Annotated in this window: 17 protein-coding genes and 1 other annotated feature; of the genes, 13 read left to right on the top strand and 4 right to left on the bottom strand. The window is 62.6% G+C overall.

The annotated features are described in order from the left end of the window. Positions 1-2: 2 nt before the first annotated feature. Positions 3-518, top strand: a complete 516-nt coding sequence (locus NET03_RS02205; protein WP_252127254.1) for an ATP synthase subunit B family protein — start codon at positions 3-5, stop codon at positions 516-518. 52 nt (positions 519-570) lie between these two features. On the opposite strand, the gene NET03_RS02200 is transcribed toward NET03_RS02205, so the two are convergent. Then, positions 571-1,395 carry a type 1 glutamine amidotransferase family protein gene (locus tag NET03_RS02200; RefSeq protein ID WP_252127253.1) on the bottom strand — a complete coding sequence of 275 codons (825 nt, stop codon included), beginning with the start codon at positions 1,393-1,395 and terminating at the stop codon, positions 571-573. A gap of 361 nt (positions 1,396-1,756) precedes the next feature. Then, positions 1,757-2,041, top strand: a binding site (T-box leader). Between the two features lie 42 nt (positions 2,042-2,083). On the opposite strand from NET03_RS02200, the gene trpE reads away from it, so the two are divergent. The 10 genes from trpE to hisIE are packed head-to-tail and all read left to right on the top strand — an operon-like array spanning position 2,084 to position 11,039. Beyond that, positions 2,084-3,703: an anthranilate synthase component I gene (gene trpE / locus NET03_RS02195; RefSeq protein ID WP_252127252.1), complete on the top strand. Its 1,620-nt coding sequence runs from the start codon at positions 2,084-2,086 to the stop codon at positions 3,701-3,703. Further along, positions 3,700-4,311, top strand: a complete 612-nt coding sequence (locus NET03_RS02190; protein ID WP_252127251.1) for an anthranilate synthase component II — start codon at positions 3,700-3,702, stop codon at positions 4,309-4,311. The genes trpE and NET03_RS02190 overlap by 4 nt, the downstream gene beginning before the upstream one ends. Then, positions 4,308-5,354: an anthranilate phosphoribosyltransferase gene (gene trpD, locus NET03_RS02185; RefSeq protein WP_252127250.1), complete on the top strand. Its 1,047-nt coding sequence runs from the start codon at positions 4,308-4,310 to the stop codon at positions 5,352-5,354. Before NET03_RS02190 ends, trpD begins: the two co-directional genes overlap by 4 nt. Next, positions 5,351-6,178, top strand: coding sequence for an indole-3-glycerol phosphate synthase TrpC (trpC, locus tag NET03_RS02180; protein WP_252127249.1), 828 nt, complete (start codon positions 5,351-5,353; stop codon positions 6,176-6,178). Before trpD ends, trpC begins: the two co-directional genes overlap by 4 nt. After that, positions 6,163-6,855, top strand: coding sequence for a phosphoribosylanthranilate isomerase (locus NET03_RS02175; protein ID WP_252127248.1), 693 nt, complete (start codon positions 6,163-6,165; stop codon positions 6,853-6,855). The genes trpC and NET03_RS02175 overlap by 16 nt, the downstream gene beginning before the upstream one ends. Continuing rightward, positions 6,852-8,066: a tryptophan synthase subunit beta gene (gene trpB, locus NET03_RS02170; RefSeq protein ID WP_252127247.1), complete on the top strand. Its 1,215-nt coding sequence runs from the start codon at positions 6,852-6,854 to the stop codon at positions 8,064-8,066. The genes NET03_RS02175 and trpB overlap by 4 nt, the downstream gene beginning before the upstream one ends. After that, on the top strand, positions 8,063-8,896 hold the full coding sequence (gene trpA, locus NET03_RS02165) for a tryptophan synthase subunit alpha (protein WP_503007978.1): 834 nt from the start codon (positions 8,063-8,065) through the stop codon (positions 8,894-8,896). Before trpB ends, trpA begins: the two co-directional genes overlap by 4 nt. A 6-nt stretch (positions 8,897-8,902) precedes the next feature. Next, the gene (gene aroH / locus NET03_RS02160) at positions 8,903-9,319 is read left to right on the top strand and encodes a chorismate mutase (RefSeq protein WP_252127245.1); all 417 of its coding nucleotides are present in this window, start codon (positions 8,903-8,905) and stop codon (positions 9,317-9,319) included. Beyond that, entirely contained in the window at positions 9,316-10,374 is a 1,059-nt protein-coding gene (aroF, locus tag NET03_RS02155) for a 3-deoxy-7-phosphoheptulonate synthase (protein WP_252127244.1), read from the top strand. Before aroH ends, aroF begins: the two co-directional genes overlap by 4 nt. Before the next feature lie 11 nt (positions 10,375-10,385). Further along, entirely contained in the window at positions 10,386-11,039 is a 654-nt protein-coding gene (gene hisIE / locus NET03_RS02150; protein ID WP_252127243.1) for a bifunctional phosphoribosyl-AMP cyclohydrolase/phosphoribosyl-ATP diphosphatase HisIE, read from the top strand. On the opposite strand, the gene rimM is transcribed toward hisIE, so the two are convergent. Genes rimM through rpsP form a run of 3 tightly spaced genes read right to left on the bottom strand, consistent with a single transcriptional unit; the run spans position 11,024 to position 12,200 of the window. After that, positions 11,024-11,578 (bottom strand): ribosome maturation factor RimM, encoded by a 555-nt coding sequence (gene rimM, locus NET03_RS02145; protein WP_286207027.1) that lies wholly within the window; start codon positions 11,576-11,578, stop codon positions 11,024-11,026. The two genes, hisIE and rimM, sit on opposite strands and share 16 nt — an antisense overlap. Further along, positions 11,532-11,888, bottom strand: coding sequence for a KH domain-containing protein (locus NET03_RS02140; RefSeq protein WP_252127241.1), 357 nt, complete (start codon positions 11,886-11,888; stop codon positions 11,532-11,534). Before NET03_RS02140 ends, rimM begins: the two co-directional genes overlap by 47 nt. Positions 11,889-11,900: 12 nt before the next feature. Beyond that, on the bottom strand, positions 11,901-12,200 hold the full coding sequence (gene rpsP, locus NET03_RS02135; RefSeq protein ID WP_252127240.1) for a 30S ribosomal protein S16: 300 nt from the start codon (positions 12,198-12,200) through the stop codon (positions 11,901-11,903). 479 nt (positions 12,201-12,679) lie between these two features. On the opposite strand from rpsP, the gene lon reads away from it, so the two are divergent. Both lon and NET03_RS02125 read left to right on the top strand, forming a co-directional pair. After that, positions 12,680-15,103 (top strand): endopeptidase La, encoded by a 2,424-nt coding sequence (lon, locus tag NET03_RS02130; protein WP_252127239.1) that lies wholly within the window; start codon positions 12,680-12,682, stop codon positions 15,101-15,103. Between the two features lie 149 nt (positions 15,104-15,252). Then, positions 15,253-16,140, top strand: coding sequence for an LLM class F420-dependent oxidoreductase (locus tag NET03_RS02125; protein ID WP_252127238.1), 888 nt, complete (start codon positions 15,253-15,255; stop codon positions 16,138-16,140). Positions 16,141-16,210: the final 70 nt, after the last annotated feature.

Raw genomic sequence — 16,210 nt, 5'->3', positions numbered from 1 at the left:
CAATGGCGGCTGCAGACGAACTTCGTGGGTATCCTGTTGCCGAGCCGACCCCCGATCTCTACCAGTTGCTAGAACGGCTGGAAGAGCTGGTGGAACGGAGTTCCCGTGTTCCGTTTAGTAACAAGGTGATGGTTGACGAGCATGAGCTGTTGGCGTTAGTCGAAGGGTTGCGTCAGGCGTTCCCGCGCGAGCTCCGGCAAGCGCGGCGTGTCTTGCAGGAGCGGCAGAAGATCATCACTGAGGCGCAGCTTGAAGCGCAGCGGATCCTGGCGACGGCGCAGGAGCGTGCACACTATCTCATGAGCGAACAAGGGATCATGAATGAAACACGCGCGCGTTGCGAGGAGATGCTTCGGCATGCCAAGGAACAGAAACAACGCGCCATTGTTGAGGCAAACCGTTACGCGCTGGACGTTTTGGAGAAGGTGGAGGCCGCAGTACTCAATGCGGCAAGCCACATCCAACGCGTAAAAGCGGAGCTCACGGCCTCTGGGAGTGAGTCACGCGCTGTCCGGTGAGATACGCCGGCGTTACCGGATTCCCGCGCGAAGCACCCTCGTGTTGCTCTGCTCACCGGGCTAGGCGTAGAACCGTCACTCCATATGGCGGGAGTTCCAGCGGCTGCGCGACGCGCTCACCAGTGGTGAGGTGGAGGAGCTCCGTCCCAGCAGCAATTTCGAGTGTCACCACCGCCGTGGTCTCCCGCTCGCTGACGATCCAGAGGAACGTGGTGCCGTCGTCGCGCACAAGTCGGTCACACCAAATGTCAGGTGCACGGATGCTGACCGGTGGTGCAGCGCGCGTCTCCCGGGCGAGGGCGCTGTAGAGGGCGATCATGCCTTCGTCCGGGTTTGCGTGAGGGCGAGTCGCTGCAAAGTACTCAAGCGGATAGGTCATCCAGAGGAGCTGGCCGGAGCCGACATGCCTGGCGAGCAGTGCAGGGCGTCCATGCTGATCACGGGCGATCACGGTGGCTTCTACCGGCTCGACCGGGAGGAAGGCGCGACCGTGCTCATTGCCAGCGACTCGCATGCGGAGTGTAGTCCCGACGGGGAGATTCCCGAAAGGTTGCTCGAACGTCAAGACGATCTCATCATCCTCCACAGGGGCGACGAGGCCGTACCGGAGGTGGTGGCGCACGCCAAAGCGTTGGTCGAGATTTGGCCACCACGGGCCTCGTTGAGTGGCGGTTGAGCCGGCGAAAAAGGACACATAGACAGTGCCTCCCGCTGCGGCGAAGTCTTCAAGACGCTGCCAGGTTGGGGCGGTCAAGGCCTTGGTAGACGGGCAAAGCAGGAGACGGACGGAAGGCCACAAATCCAATTCCCGAATGACCAACGACGGAAGGTCGGCGAGTCGTGCAGTGCAGTAGGCCTGGAGCAAGATCTGGCGCATGACAGGCCGCTCATCGGGGTGTGTGAATGGATAGGCGGTGTCGAAGTACGAGGGGATGAGCAGACCGATGTCTGTGGGAGCACGTTCGCGGCGGGTGAACTGGATCTGATCGAGTATCTGTCGAAACGAGCGGAGTCGAGCGGTTGTGGTGAGGCGATGCTACTGAGATGACCTGCCGCACTCGCAGGGCATCGATGTGTGCTGTGGTTTCCCGAGAGGTTGCCAAGTTCTTGAGGAGCCGTTGGAGTGACTGGCTTATGCCGCCAGCCTACGCATCCGTAATCCCTCAGTTTGAGGTGAGTGTGACTTGACAGAGGTGAGTTGCTCCGCTAGACTCTCTGGACAAGACAACACAATACGGTGAACGACGACGAACGGAGCGAGTACGTCCGGTACGAGGCTCAGCGAGCCGGCGGGTGGTGCGAGGTCGGTGCTTACGGCCGGACGGAATGGATCCGGGAGTTGCGCCCCGAACGCATGGTGCAAGTAGGCGGCGCCGGATGCTCCACCGTTATCTGGAGCACGGTATCGGATCGCCTCCAGCGAATCGTCGCGGTCGGTGATCCCGTACCGGTCGAGGTGGGATGTTCGCCTATGCGGCATCCAACCAGGGTGGCACCGCGGAGTGAAAACCTCCGTCCCTGCTGGGACGGAGGTTTTTGATTTGGCTCATTCACCGGAGGCGCGCATGGTCGAGACGACGATGCTCATCCGTTCATCTCCAGGTCGTTATCGCCCCTCGCTTGAGGAAGTGACGGTTTTGGCCCAGCAGGCGACAGTTGTCCCGATCTACCGGGAGCTGGACGCAGATCTGGAAACACCCGTCTCGGCGTTCCTCAAAGTCGCCCAAGGACCATACGCGTTCCTTCTCGAGAGTGTCGAAGGTGGCGAGCGACTGGCTCGGTACTCGTTTATCGGCACCGACCCGTTTCTCGTTGTGGAACTCGACCGGGGGCGCGCTCGCGTGCGCAGCACCGGAACGCGTGCCACGCTTGCGGCATCGGCTCTCGCTTCTTTCGGTGGTGCGGACTATTACGGGCATCCGGTCGATGAGCAGGTTGTGGCTTTCGACGATCCGCTTCGTTTCCTGGAACGGTTGCTCCAGCGCTACCGAACGATCCATTTGCCGGGGATGCCTCGGTTTCTTGGAGGCGCGGTCGGATATTTGGGCTATGAGACCATTCGCTATTTTGAACCTCGTGTACCGGTTGCCGCCCGTGACACACTCGGTCTGCCAGAGGCGATCTTTCTCTTTGTCGACTCGATGCTTGTCTTTGACCACCTTGAGCGAACGATTGCCGTCGTCAGTCATGTCCATCTTGAGGACGGCACAACGGTAGAACTTGCCTATCACGAAGCGGTCGAGCGGATTGAGCGGCTGGTCGACCGCCTGCGTCAACCAGCGGTTGTCCCGCTGGGGAGCGGACCGGTCAATCCGGCGACGGTCGAGCAGCGACTTCACCCGCACCTGGATCGCGCGACCTATGTCGCAATGGTCGAACGAGCCAAGGAGTACATCGCCGCTGGCGATATCATCCAGGTCGTGCTCTCGCAGCGGCAGGAACTGGAGACCGGAGCGCATCCTTTCACCATCTACCGGGCGCTCCGACGCATTAACCCTTCCCCCTACATGTATTTCCTCCGCCTCGGTGAGGACGCGCTCGTCGGTGCCTCGCCGGAGATGCTGGTGCGAGTCGATGATCGACAACTTTTCACCCACCCGATCGCGGGAACACGCCGACGCGGCCGTACACCGGAGGAGGATGCCGCACTTGCTGAGGAGCTTGTGGGGGACGAGAAGGAGCGTGCTGAGCATATCATGCTTGTCGATCTGGCACGCAACGACATTGGCCGCGTCTCCCGACCTGGCACGGTGCGTGTACCGCGCCTGATGGCGGTTGAACGGTTCAGCCATGTCATGCACCTGGTCAGCGAAGTCACCGGGAGCCTCCGGGATGATCTCAGTGCGCTCGATGCGCTCCGCAGCTGTTTCCCGGCCGGAACGGTGAGTGGGGCGCCGAAGATTCGAGCGATGGAAATCATCGCCGAACTTGAGTCGGAGCAACGTGGTCCCTATGCCGGAGCGGTCGGCTATGTGGACTTCAGTGGCAATCTCGATACCGCAATCACACTGCGGACTATCGTCATGCGGGGGCGCCACGCCTCCTTGCAAGCCGGTGCGGGGATCGTCGCCGACAGTATTCCCGAGCGGGAACACCAGGAGTGCCACCACAAGATGCGCGCGCTCGTCCGCGCCGTTGAACACGCGGAGCAGTTAGAGCGCGAGCTGCGAGGAGGCGAGCGATGATTGTGGTCATCGACAACTATGACTCGTTCACCTTCAACCTGGTCCAATATCTGGCCGAGTTGGGTGCGGAACTGAGGGTGCTCCGGAACGATGCGGTCACGGTCGAGGAACTCGAGAAGCTCGCCCCAGATGGGCTGGTGATCTCACCTGGTCCGTGTACCCCGCGGGAGGCAGGTGTCTCGGTGCCGGCGATCGAGCGCTTCGCAGGGCGAATCCCGATCCTTGGAGTCTGCCTCGGGCACCAGGCGATCGCCGCGGCCTATGGTGGCCGGATCATCCGAGCACCGCGCCTGATGCATGGGAAGACGAGCGAGATCGTCCATGACGGCCAGGGCGTCTTCGCTGGATTGCCCAACCCGTTCGTGGCGACTCGCTACCACTCATTGATGGTTGACGAGTCGGCGCTTCCGGCAGGGCTAATCGTCACCGCGCGGAGCGAAGATGGCGTCATCATGGGCCTCCGTGACCGTACTGGATTGGTCGAGGGGGTGCAGTTCCATCCGGAGTCGATCTTGACCACGGTCGGGAAGGACCTACTCCAGAACTTCCTCAGGCAGGTCGAAATGCATCGGCGCGAACCGGCGAGCCTCAGGGGAGGTGCGTTGTGATCAGCACAGCACTGCAGAAGATCGTCGCGGGTGAGGTTCTTGACGTCGAGGAAGCCGCACAGGCGATGAGCGCGGTGATGACCGGCGAGGCCACGCCGGCCCAGATTGCAGCGCTCGTGACGGCCTTGCGGATGCGGGGCGAGCGGGAAACGGAAATTGCCGGATTCGTCCAGGCGCTTCGCCAGCACATGATTCCAGTAGACCTGGTGACCGAGCGACCAGCAGTTGATGTGGTCGGAACAGGGGGAGACGGTAACCGGACGTTCAACATCTCAACTACCGCGGCGTTCGTTGTGGCCGGCGCAGGGGTCCCGGTTGCCAAGCATGGGAACCGTGCCATGTCCAGCCGGGCAGGGGCAGCGGACACACTGGAGGCGCTCGGAGTGCGGATTGACCTGGGACCGGAGGCGGTTGCGCGGTGTGTCCAGGAAGTCGGAATCGGCTTCATGTTCGCTCAACGCTATCACCCAGCACTGCGGCACGCGGCTCCGGTGCGCCGCGAGCTTGGGTTCCGGACGGTTTTCAACGTGCTTGGTCCACTCGCCAATCCAGCACGCGTCCAGCACCAGCTGGTCGGCGTGGCCATGCCGGAGTTGGTTGAAACGGTCGCACGTGTCCTCGCACTGCTGGGAATTGAGCACGCGCTGGTGGTGCATGCTGCGGACGGTCTCGACGAGCTCAGTCTGGCTGCGCCGACCACCGTCTATGAGGTGCGGCGGAATGGGTCGATCCAGGTACGGCGGATGACCATCGAGCCAGAAGCGCTCGGGCTCCAACGGGTGCCGACTGAAGTGCTCCGCGGTGGATCGGCGGAGGAGAACGCACGGATCGTGCGCGCGGTGCTGGAGGGTGCCGCTGGACCAGCGCGCGAGGTAACGCTCCTCAATGCGGCAGCGGCGCTTGTCGCGGCAGACGCGGCGGAATCGTTTGCCGAAGGACTCGAACTCGCTCGGCGATCGCTTGAGAGTGGGGCTGCGCTCGACTGTTTGGAGCGGTTCATTGCACTCTCGCAGGCGCTGGCCACGGCGGAGGTGTCGTCGTGACACGGACCGGGACGATTCTCGACCGCATCTTGGAGCGGACGCGGGGTGATCTCGTAGAGAGGCGCCGCGTCGTCTCGGAGGCGGTGCTGCGCGAGCAGGCATTGGCTCGTCCGGAGCCCGTTGCGTTCGCTGCCACGCTACGCGGTGAGCGAGTCCGCATCATCGCTGAAGTGAAGCGTGCCTCACCTTCACGAGGGGTTTTTGCTGCGGGTGTTGATGCAGTGACGGTTGCCGAGGACTATTTGGCTGGCGGTGCCGCAGCGCTCTCGGTGCTCACAGATGGGCCGTTCTTCCACGGGAGCTTAGAGGATCTTGAGCGGGTCGCGATGCGAGCTCATGCCGGCCAGCCGCCAGTCCCGGTGTTGCGCAAGGACTTCATCTTCGATCCCTATCAGGTCCTGGAGGCCCGAGCCGCAGGTGCTGATGCGCTGCTCCTCATTGTGGCAGCACTCGATCGTCTGCAGCTTGCAGAACTTCTCGCTGCGACGTGGGAACTCGGTATGGAGGCACTTGTCGAAGTGCACGACGAGGCGGAGCTGGAGACGGCGCTCGAGACCGGCGCACGAGTTGTGGGGATCAACAACCGGGACTTACGCACGTTCACGGTCGATCTCAGTGTCAGTGAGCGCCTGGCGCCACGCGTTCCAGGTGACCGGATCGTTGTGGCTGAGAGTGGCATTCACCGGACGTCTGATGTCGAGCGACTCGCGGCGGCTGGAGTCGACGCGCTCCTGGTGGGTGAGGCGTTGATGACGGCACCGAATCGTCAGGCCGCGGTGGCTGAACTCGCCGGGGTGGAGGCTGTGCGATGCCGGGCCTTGTGAAGCTCTGCGGCATGCGCACGCCGGACGACGCTCTGGCAGCAGCCGAGGCAGGAGCTGATTTTCTCGGGCTGGTTTTCGCCCCTAGCCCGCGGCGCGTCACGCTCGAGGAAGCGGCCGAGCTCTGCAGAGTGGTGCGGCAGAGGCAGAATGCGCCGCGGTTGGTCGGTCTGTTTGTCGACGCCCCGCTCGAAGAGATCGTGGTGACGGCGGGGGTGCTCGCGCTGGATGTCGTACAGCTTCATGGAAACGAGTCCCCAGAGTTCGTGCAGGCGCTCGGTTGGCCGGTGATCAAGGCTGTACGTGTGCGTGCCGGGGAGACGGTGGATGCAGTGCGGGCACGGATTGCCCCCTACTTCGCGCGTGAACCGGTGCCGCTTGCGGTGCTGCTCGATGCCTACCATCCGAAGCTGCCTGGGGGAACAGGGCAGACACTGGACTGGACCCTCGCCGCGGCACTGGCACGGGAGTTTCCGCTTCTCCTGGCTGGTGGGCTCCGTCCAGAGACTGTGGCAGAGGCAATCGAAGTGGTACGACCGCTCGGTGTGGACGTCTCAAGCGGGATCGAGAGGGGAGGAAGAAAGGATCCAGCGGCGATGCGCGCGTTCGTGGCGGCGGCGCGAGCGGCTTTTGCGCGCGTCGCCGTGAGCAATGATGCCAGAAGTGGAGGGGAACCATGACGGCGACTGTCCAACGAGCACGGAATCTTCCGGACGAGCGGGGACGATTTGGAGAATTTGGAGGGATCTACGCGCCGGTTACGTTGCTGCCGGCAATTGAGGAACTCATTGCCGCCTACGAGGACGCGCGACGTGATCCAGCCTTCCAGGCGGAGTTTGAACGACTCTTGCGTGAGTTTGTCGGTCGACCCACACCGCTGTACTACGCAGCAAGTCTGACCGAGAAGGTTGGCGGGGCGCGGATCTTCCTCAAGCGCGAGGACCTCGCACATACCGGTGCACACAAGATCAACAACGCAGTGGGCCAGGGACTGCTCGCCAAACGGATGGGCAAGCCACGGGTGATCGCTGAAACCGGCGCGGGGCAACACGGCGTGGCGACCGCCACAGTCTGTGCGATGCTCGGTCTGGAGTGTGTGATTTATATGGGCGAACTCGATGTGCAACGGCAGTCCCTGAACGTCTTCCGGATGAAATTGTTGGGAGCGGAAGTTCGCCCAGTGGGCTCCGGCAGTCGAACCCTCAAAGATGCGATGAACGAAGCGATCCGCGACTGGGTGACGAACGTCCAAACGACGTACTACCTTGTCGGCTCGGTGGCAGGAATGCATCCGTATCCGATGATCGTGCGTGACTTCCAGGCGGTGATTGGGCGGGAGACACGAGAGCAGATTCTTGCTGCGACCGGACGTCTCCCGGACGCTGTGGTCGCCTGCGTGGGTGGGGGCTCGAACGCGATGGGGATTTTCTCCGGGTTCCTGGACGACGAGACGGTGGAACTTCATGGCGCGGAGGCGGCCGGTGAGGGCCTGGAGACCGGCCGACATGCGGCGAGTCTCACGGCTGGACGTGTGGGAGTGCTGCATGGCTCGCGCTCGTTCGTGCTCCAGGATGAAGACGGGCAAATCCTGGAGGCACATAGCATCGCTGCCGGATTGGACTACCCCGGCGTGGGACCGGAACATGCGTACCTGAAGACGACCGGTCGTGCTCAGTACCATGCGATCACGGATGCAGAGGCACTCGAGGCGTTCCAGCTCCTATGCCGGACAGAGGGGATCATCCCAGCATTAGAGTCGGCACATGCCATCGCGCTGGCCGTTCGGCTTGCGCGCCAGCGACCGCGTGACCAGATCATCGTCGTCAATCTTTCCGGTCGCGGCGATAAAGACATGCACACGGTGGCCAGTGCACTGGGGGTGACACTGTGACGAGTCGGCCGAGTAGAATCAACGAAACATTCGTGCGCTTGCGCACTCGCCGTGAGCTCGGCTTCATCCCTTATCTCACGATCGGGTACCCAGAGCGGGAGAGTGCGCTCGAGCTGGTTCCGGCTCTGGTCCGTGGGGGAGCCTGTGCAGTGGAGCTCGGGATTCCGTTCTCCGATCCGCTTGCCGATGGAGCCACGATCCAACGTGCGAGCCAGGTAGCCTTGCAGAACGGGGTGACTGTCCGCTACTGCCTGGAGACCGCAGCCCGCCTACGGGAACAGGGTGTTGACGTTCCGCTTGTCTTCATGGGATACTTCAACCCACTGCTCCAGTATGGTCTGGAGCATTTTGTGCGTGCCTGCGTCGAGGTCGACGTTGACGGCGTGATCGTGCCCGATCTACCACCGAACGAAAGCGATGAGCTGCACGCGCTCTGCCGCGCGGCTGGGCGTGACTTAATCTTCATGGTCGCGCCAACGAGCACAGAACGTCATCTCCGCGAGGTGGCCGCGCGCGCGAGCGGATTCATCTATTGTGTGTCGCTCACCGGCGTCACCGGGGCACGCGATCGGCTGCCTGCGGATCTTCCGGCATTCTTGCAGCGCGTTCGTGCAGTGACCGAACTCCCGCTGGCGCTCGGGTTCGGAATCTCACGCCCAGAACACGTCGCTCAGGTGCGCGACCTGGTCGATGCGGTGGTTGTGGGGAGCGCCTTGCTCGATCGTCTGGTATCAGTGGCACCAGCAGAACGGGCTTCAACTGCGGAGGAGTTCATCGCCTGGTTGCGGAGCGGAGCGGAAACCGCGGCAACGGTTGGGGAGGGGTCATAGGGGACAATGCTCCTGTGTCGTGGGATTCGCGGGGCCACAACAGTTGACGGCAATACCGCTGAGGCGATCGTGAGCGCGACGCGCGAGTTGCTCCTCGCGCTGGTCGAGGCGAATCAGATCGATCCGGACCAGATCGCAAGCATCATCTTCACAACGACCCGCGATCTCAATGCGACATTTCCAGCGGTCGCTGCGCGGCAACTCGGCTGGGTACATGTACCGCTGCTCTGTGCGCACGAGATGGATGTTCCCGGTGCACCGCGCGGCGTTGTACGCGTCCTTATGCACGTCAATACTGAAAAATCCCCGCGCGAGATTCGACACGTCTACCTGCGCGGAGCACGCGTCCTTCGACCGGAGTTCGGCCAAGAGTCAGTCATGCTTGGTGAAGATCGCAAAGGAGTGGGAGGGACGGAGCGATGATCGTGGTTATGCAGCCGGGTGCGACGCAAGAGCAGATTCAGGCTGTTATCGATCGCGTTGCAGAGTTCGGGTTCCAGACCAAACTCGCACCCGGTGCGGAGCGGATGGTCATCGGTGTGGTGGGCTCGCCGCTGCCGGATACCCTCAAAGAGGCCCTCGAGCGGTTGCCTGGTGTCGAAGAGGTGATCCGTGTCAGCAAGCGCTACAAGTTGGTCAGCCGTGAGTTCTACCCACTCGATACGGTCATTCAAGTTCGTGACGTGACAATCGGCGGTAACGAGATTGTGGTTATTGCTGGGCCGTGCTCGGTCGAGAACGAGCGGCAGATCATTGAAACGGCGCAAGCGGTGAAGGCGGCCGGAGCGAGCATGCTCCGCGGCGGTGCGTTCAAACCGCGCACGTCGCCCTACGAGTTCCGCGGTCTGGGTGAGCAAGGCCTTAAGCTGCTCGCCAAGGCCCGCCAAGAGACAGGCCTTCCTGTTGTGACCGAAGTGCTGAGCCCACAGCACGTCGATCTAGTGGCGGAATACGCCGACGTGCTCCAGATTGGGGCGCGCAACTGCCAGAACTACCTCCTCCTTGAAGCGGTCGGCCGGGCGAAGAAGCCGGTGCTGCTCAAGCGCGGGATGTCGGTGCAGATTGAAGAGTGGCTCCTCGCGGCGGAGTATATCGTCGCGCAGGGGAATGAGCAGGTGATCCTCTGCGAGCGTGGCATCCGCACCTTTGAGACATTCACGCGCAACACGCTCGATTTGAACGCCGTGCCAGCCGTCAAGCATTTGAGCCACCTGCCGATCATCGTCGATCCGAGCCACGGAACAGGACGCTGGTTCCTTGTTCCGCCCATGATGCTTGCTGCCATCGCTGCCGGGGCCGACGGGCTGATCGTCGAAGTGCACCCGAATCCCGATCACGCGCTCTCCGACGGTGCGCAATCACTCACGCCGGAGAACTTCGCTGCAGTGATGCCGAAACTCGCAGCAGTCGCTCGCGCGGTTGGGCGCAGCCTGCGCGGCGTCACAGCAGCCGAACCCAGCCTGTCGCCAGCAGACTAAGGGAGCAAACGATGACCGAAACAGCGATTGAGCGCGTGTTGGCTGCTCTTCGTTTTGGGTCGGATGGCCTGGTGCCGCTAATTGTCCAAGACGTCTCGACAGGTCAGATACGGATGATCGGTTACGCGAACGACGAGGCCGTTCGGCGCACGCTCGAGACAGGGCGCGTGCATTTCTGGAGTCGGAGCCGACAACGCCTCTGGATGAAAGGGGAGACCTCCGGAAACGTGCTGGAGCTCGTGGAACTGCGTGCGGACTGTGATGGCGACGCACTGCTGGCACGTGTGCGACCGCACGGCCCGACCTGCCATACTGGGCGTCTCAGCTGCTTCGATACACCACCACTCGCCCAGACGGAGAATATCCCTGTGACGGCGGCGATCCTCGACGAGTTGGCCAGCGTTATCGCGGCACGGGCGTCACGGCCGCAACCTGGATCCTATACGACAGCGCTCCTGAGTGCCGGTGTCGACCGGATCGCGCGCAAAATCGGAGAAGAAACCGCCGAGGTGATTGTGGCCGCCAAGAACGGCGAACCAGAACCGCTCGCTCGGGAGGCCGCCGATCTCCTCTACCATCTGCTGGTCTTACTTCAGGGGTGTGGAGTGTCGGCCGAGGCCGTGTGGCGTGTGCTTCGTGAGCGCCGTGGTCATTCCTCGTCGTAGTAGCGTGGTGGGCGAACAACCATGCGTTGGCGCTCGAGGTCTATCTCAAGGATGACCGAACGGATTGCAGGAAGCAGGAGTTCACTCCCATCGGGGCGCTGCACAACGTAAACGTCGTTCGCGCCGGTCTCGAGGATTTCTATGACGTTGCCCAGAGAGTGACCTTCCTCATCGACAACGTGCAGCCCGAGGATTTCAAAGTGGTAATACTCGTCCTCCGCAAGCGGCGCTGCCTGACTGCGGTCAATCCGCACGATGACGCCGCGCAACGCCTCCGCATCGTTGCGTGTTCCGATCCCTTCGAGCTGGAGGAGGGCGATGTCGCCCTGGAGCTGAGCCCGAAGGAGACGACGTGGGGTCGGATCGTCGTCGAGATACACATGAGTGAGCGTGGGAATCCGCTCAGGGAAATGAGTCCAGACACGCATCTTGATGGCCCCACGCAGACCATGGGCACCAACAATGCGACCGATCGACAAGCGGTGCGGCGGCTCAATGCGCTCGGACGCTTGAGGACGGTTGTGGTTCGACTTGGTCATCGATCGTGAGACTGGCGTGTACACCCTGCCGAACTGCTGCGATGCTGAGCATGGTGCGGATAGCGCGAGCGATCCGACCTTCTCGTCCAATCACCTTTCCGAGTTGTTCGTGTGGCACCGACAGACGCAGGATGACCGTGCGGCCGCGGCGCCTCGTACGAATCTGAATGGCGTCCGGATCCTCAACGAGCTGCCCGGCAATGTAGCGGACCAGCGTCGCCAAGCGCTGCATCGCCAGCTCAGGATCGATCGCCGATCGATCCCGGCGATGTGGCCGTTGTGGTGGTCGAGAGGCGTCGCGGCGTTGCACGCGTCACACTCCTCAGGCGTCAGGCTGCTGCGCAGCTGCTTCGGGCTTCTGCCCCTCGCCACGCTGGCGCGGTGGAAGCACACCAGCGCGTACGAGGAGTGCGCGGACGGTGTCGGTCGGTTGGGCACCGTGCTCGAGCCACCAACGAGCCCGCTCGACATTTACCTCAAGGGTGTAGGGGTCGGTCCGGGGATTGTAGTACCCAATGACTTCGATGAATCGACCGTCGCGCGGCCAGCGCGCTTCAGCAGCCACGATGCGGTAATGCGGTTGCTTCTTCTTCCCCATCCGGCGTAAACGCAGCTTAATCATCGTCGAATCGCTCCACCCTCCATTGCCCCAGACTCGATCTTCGAGCGAACAGACAGGATCGGCGAGACAGCCGATCCCTCTCTGGCAACTCTAGCAGCTTTTGCAGAACGGCGTCAACGCGTTCCCAAGGTATCAGGCGATGAATGTACTGCACCTTGTGCGAGCATCCGTGGGTCTTGCCTAGCGTCGTCCTCACGCCGCGGGTTTTCCCGAGCTCAAGGCCTCGGAGCAAGGAGTAGCGCACTCAGAGCCACCGTCGCCTGGGTGGTAACGGTGGCGTTTACGATGGCGTCTGTTGTCTCTGGCTCCCAATCAAGACGAATCTGACTGAGGGCGTGGTATAAACCGGTTGTCCTCACCCATCTGGGCCGCTTGCCGACGGTCGGTCGGGCTGGCACACTGACGCCGTCCGAAAGGGAGTCAGCGCTCCTTGCGGTGCACTGGTGAGTGGGTGGCGATCACAGAGCGGAGTGCAGCGCATGGCGAGTGTGAGCCGTGCCGATGTGTATGCGTCTCGTTATCCGCTCCTGATCCTGCAGAGTGCGGTGCTGTTCCCGGGGAATGCTGTCACCCTCGCCATCGGGCGAGCAGAAGCCTTCCGTGCGGTGGAACTCGCGCGCCAACAGCAGGCTGCCCTCGTCGTGGTTGTCTTTGCCGATGGACGGAGTGGTGATCAGCTTGTGCATCAAGTTGGGACGCTTGCCCGCGTTGCCGAGGCCCAACCCCAAGCTGGCCAACGGCTGCAGGTTCGTTTGGAGGGGCTCCGGCGTGTCCGATTGCTCGCCGTCGACATGGCAGGTGCTGCTCCGCAGGCTCGGGTGGAGCAGCTGCTCCCGAATGTGACGCCAGCTGCGTTTGCCGCAGTCGAGCGCGTGCGTGCGCTTGCTGGCGAGCTCCAGCGACAGCTTGGTCTGCCAGACGGCGAGACGCTCCGCGTACTCGAGACCACTGATGACCCTGATCGCTTTGCAGATCTCCTGGCCACGCAACTTGTCCGTGACCTCCCGTATCGACAACGTCTTCTCGAGCTCGTCGATCCGCTCGAACGGCTCGAACAACTTGCCGGACTGATCGAGCGGGAGTTGGCACGCTGGCGGCCTGTCGTTGAGCCACCGACCGCTGCAGGGCCAGTACCAAGCCGTCCGAGCGCCGAGCCTGCGGCCCTGCTCGACGAAGCCAATGAGGCGCGTGAGGAGGCTGAACGGCTGCGTCGTCGGCTGGCTGAGTGCGGTGCTCCTCCAGCGGTGGTCGAGCGAATCGAACAGGAGATCGACCGTTTGGCACGCATGCCGCAGTCTGCAGCGGAGGCGACCGTCGCGCGCACCTACATTGAGACCGTCCTCAGCATTCCTTGGGCGGTCGAGACGCCGGAAACGGTAGAACTCGCCCGGGCGCGCGCGATTCTCGAGCGTGACCACTTTGGCCTCGAGCAAGTAAAGGAGCGGCTACTGGACTATCTTGCCGTGCGTGCTTTGACGGGTGAACAGAGCGGGAGTGGTACGGTTCTCTGTTTGGTCGGACCGCCGGGTGTCGGCAAAACAAGTTTGGCACGCTCGATTGCTGAGGCGCTGGGGCGACGGTTCGTAACGGTGAGTCTCGGTGGCATACGGGATGAGGCGGAGATTCGCGGCCATCGCCGCACCTATCTTGGCTCCTATCCGGGGCGGATTGTTGAGGCGCTGCGGCGCGCCGGGACACGCAATCCGGTGATCTTGCTCGACGAGCTCGACAAACTCGCTACGGACTATCGCGGTGATCCTGCGGCTGCGTTGCTTGAGGTTCTCGATCCGGAGCAGAATCGGCATTTCGTCGATCATTATCTTGATGTGCCGCTCGACCTCTCGCGGGTGCTGTTCATCGCGACGGCCAACTCCTTGGCGCCGTTGCCACGCCCACTCCGGGATCGGCTGGAAGCGATTGTCATCGAGGGGTACACGGAAGACGAAAAGCGAGAAATCGGACGTCGTCATCTTCTGCCACGGCAACTTGCGCTGCATGGGCTTCCCGAGCGCGCGTTGGAATTGACCGATACGGCTTGGCACGAGCTTATCCGCGGCTACACGCGCGAGGCAGGTGTCCGCGAGTTGGAACGACAGCTCGCAGCACTCTGTCGAAAGGTGGCGCGGGAGATGGTCGAGCGTGGCCTGAACGCGAATGAGGGCCTGCCACGTCGGCGGGTGACACCGGCAGTTATGCGTCGTTATCTGGGTCCGGCGCCTTATCAAGAGTTGGGGGTCTTTCCGGAGCCGCAGGTCGGGGTCGCCTATGGACTTGGCGCGACGCTACTTGGTGGAACGCTCGTGCCGGTCGAGGTACTGGCCATGCCGGGACGTGGTCACCTTGAGGTGACGGGTCAAGCTGGCGAGGTGCTGCAAGAGTCGGCTCGGGCGGCGTTGAGTTGGGTGCGGGCACATGCGGGCCACTTCGGGCTTGCACCGGATTTTGCGGAACGGATGGATCTCCACGTCCACCTGCCCGAGGGGGCGTTGCCGAAAGATGGACCATCCGCTGGCCTTGCACTGGTCGTCGCGCTCGTGTCGGCGTTGACAGGGCGTCCAGTGCGGAGCGATCTTGCCGTCACCGGAGAGATTACACTGCGCGGTCGCGTGTTGCCGGTTGGTGGACTACGACAGAAGGTGCTCGCAGCACAGCGAGCCGGCCTTCGAGGGCTCCTTGCACCGGCGAGAAACCAAGCCGAGGTAGCAAGCCTCCCCGCCACTGTCACACGAAGGTTCACTGTGCATTGGGTCGAGACGGTGGAGCAGGCACTCGAGCTTCTGCTTTTGGCGCCTCCCGAGCAATCGTCTTCGGGGCTGTTGTCGCCCTCCAGTGAGGGAGGAGTGAAAGCAGGCAAGCGCTCGCGTTCGACTGAGGCGAGCAGGGATGCGAATTCTCAGAGATGACGGATACGTGAAGGAGCGCGCCTTACTCGGGAGGTGCTTGCCTCTCCCAGAGTGGATCTTGTCCAGGCGTGTCATATGCAGAGTCGTGCCGAGCGGATGAGTTGGTACCGTCCTACACTCCCCAGGCAATGAACCAGAGAGGAGCGGTCATGCGCATCGGGCTCGTTTTCCCCCAGACGGAAATCGGAAGTGATCCGAGCGTGATTCGCGAGTACGCGCAAGCTGCTGAGGAACTCGGTTATACCCATATTCTCACCTACGAGCATGTGGTCGGCGTTGATCTCGCCCAGTATCCGGGATGGAGAGGGCCTTACCATGTTGGGCACCAGTTCCACGAGCCGTTCGTGCTGTTCGGTTACCTTGCGGCGGTAACACAGTGGCTCGAACTCGTGACAGGCGTTGTTATCCTGCCACAACGGCAGACTGTTCTGGTGGCCAAGCAGGCGGCAGAGGTCGATGTTCTCTCTGGTGGTCGCTTACGGCTGGGTGTTGGGGTCGGTTGGAACGAGGCAGAGTACATTGCCCTTGGTATGGATTTCCACACGCGCGGCCGTCGCGAGGAAGAGCAAATCGAGGTTTTGCGTCTGCTCTGGACGCAACCGATTGTACGTTACGAGGGACGCTGGCACCACCTTCCGGCCGTTGGACTCAATCCGCTTCCTGTCCAGCGCCCAATCCCGATTTGGCTTGGTGGCATGTCGGAGGCCGCGCGGCGGCGCGCAGCCCGACTGGCGGATGGTTGGATGCCGCAGTGGAGACCGACCCCCGAACTCCGTGCGATGGTTGACGAACTCCGGGAGTGGGTGCGCGCAAACGGACGCGACCCAGCGGCCTTTGGGATCGAGGGGAGGCTGACACTCGCACAGGTACCGCGTGGCGAGTGGCTGCAGGATGTCGAGGCGTGGCGCGAACTCGGGGCGACGCATCTCTGCATCAATACGATGGGACTCGGCCTTCCTTCGCCGCGTGCACATATCGCGCTGATCCAGGAATTGGCAAGCATGCTTGGTCTGTCTGGGACGCCACGTTCCGGTTGAGTCACCAGCACGGAGGAACAGCGAAATGCGCTCGTTGCCGAGTACACTCGCCGACAGCCGTACTGGTGCG

It is taken from the genome of Thermomicrobium sp. CFH 73360 (genome assembly GCF_023806465.1).
Taxonomy (GTDB): domain Bacteria; phylum Chloroflexota; class Chloroflexia; order Thermomicrobiales; family Thermomicrobiaceae; genus Thermomicrobium.
This window is presented reverse-complemented; position numbering and strand designations above follow the sequence as displayed.

Excerpts from the sequence above, each read along its gene's own strand:
- NET03_RS02200 (WP_252127253.1), bottom strand. The coding sequence starts at position 1,395 with ATGCGCCAGATCTTGCTCCAGGCCTACTGCACTGCACGACTCGCCGAC.
- hisIE (WP_252127243.1), top strand. The coding sequence starts at position 10,386 with ATGACCGAAACAGCGATTGAGCGCGTGTTGGCTGCTCTTCGTTTTGGG.
- rimM (WP_286207027.1), bottom strand. The coding sequence starts at position 11,578 with ATGACCAAGTCGAACCACAACCGTCCTCAAGCGTCCGAGCGCATTGAG.
- NET03_RS02205 (WP_252127254.1), top strand. The coding sequence starts at position 3 with ATGGCGGCTGCAGACGAACTTCGTGGGTATCCTGTTGCCGAGCCGACC.
- trpB (WP_252127247.1), top strand. The coding sequence starts at position 6,852 with ATGACGGCGACTGTCCAACGAGCACGGAATCTTCCGGACGAGCGGGGA.
- aroF (WP_252127244.1), top strand. The coding sequence starts at position 9,316 with ATGATCGTGGTTATGCAGCCGGGTGCGACGCAAGAGCAGATTCAGGCT.
- NET03_RS02175 (WP_252127248.1), top strand. The coding sequence starts at position 6,163 with ATGCCGGGCCTTGTGAAGCTCTGCGGCATGCGCACGCCGGACGACGCT.
- aroH (WP_252127245.1), top strand. The coding sequence starts at position 8,903 with ATGCTCCTGTGTCGTGGGATTCGCGGGGCCACAACAGTTGACGGCAAT.
- NET03_RS02190 (WP_252127251.1), top strand. The coding sequence starts at position 3,700 with ATGATTGTGGTCATCGACAACTATGACTCGTTCACCTTCAACCTGGTC.
- lon (WP_252127239.1), top strand. The coding sequence starts at position 12,680 with ATGGCGAGTGTGAGCCGTGCCGATGTGTATGCGTCTCGTTATCCGCTC.
- NET03_RS02125 (WP_252127238.1), top strand. The coding sequence starts at position 15,253 with ATGCGCATCGGGCTCGTTTTCCCCCAGACGGAAATCGGAAGTGATCCG.
- rpsP (WP_252127240.1), bottom strand. The coding sequence starts at position 12,200 with ATGATTAAGCTGCGTTTACGCCGGATGGGGAAGAAGAAGCAACCGCAT.
- trpE (WP_252127252.1), top strand. The coding sequence starts at position 2,084 with ATGGTCGAGACGACGATGCTCATCCGTTCATCTCCAGGTCGTTATCGC.